The sequence below is a fragment of the Vibrio sp. 10N.222.55.C6 genome (assembly GCF_041473395.1).
In the GTDB taxonomy this organism is placed as follows: domain Bacteria; phylum Pseudomonadota; class Gammaproteobacteria; order Enterobacterales; family Vibrionaceae; genus Vibrio; species Vibrio crassostreae_C.
This window is the reverse complement of sequence record NZ_JBFRSD010000403.1, coordinates 1-435: the sequence shown is the minus strand read 5'-3', so window position 1 is coordinate 435 and position 435 is coordinate 1. Positions and strand designations below refer to the sequence as shown.

At 46.7% G+C, this 435-nt stretch carries 1 pseudogene; it reads left to right on the top strand.

What is annotated here, in order from left to right:
• Positions 1-414: pseudogene (locus AB4486_RS24325) on the top strand (alpha-galactosidase); the annotation flags it as partial.
• Positions 415-435: the final 21 nt, after the last annotated feature.

The following is a 435-nucleotide window of genomic DNA, read 5'->3' as shown; positions in this document are numbered from 1 at the left end:
CAAGTTAAAGAGTCGCAACAAGAGAAACAAGCTTTCTCTCACTACATCTCTCTGCACAAGCAGTTCCGCCATATTTTGCACTCAGGGCGCAGCTTTCGCATGGATCCTGCGGACAAAAACCAGAACATCTATGGGGTGCAGAATGATGATGAAATGCTGATCACCGTGTGTCAGTTGGCGATGCCTGAGTACGCTCTGCCATCACCACTTCGTATTAGCTGCGTGGAAGACAGTGCGCTGTATCAAGTGAAGTTAGTGGAGATGCCACAAACCAGTTTCCAACTCATGAAGCAACGCCCTCAATGGTTAGATAAAACACTGACTTTAAGCGGCGATAACCTCAAAGAGATTGGATTGACCTTACCTATTCTCGACCCAGAGTCTGCCTTGATTGTGCATCTAAAAAAGATGTGAATCTCTGACTCTGAGTACCCC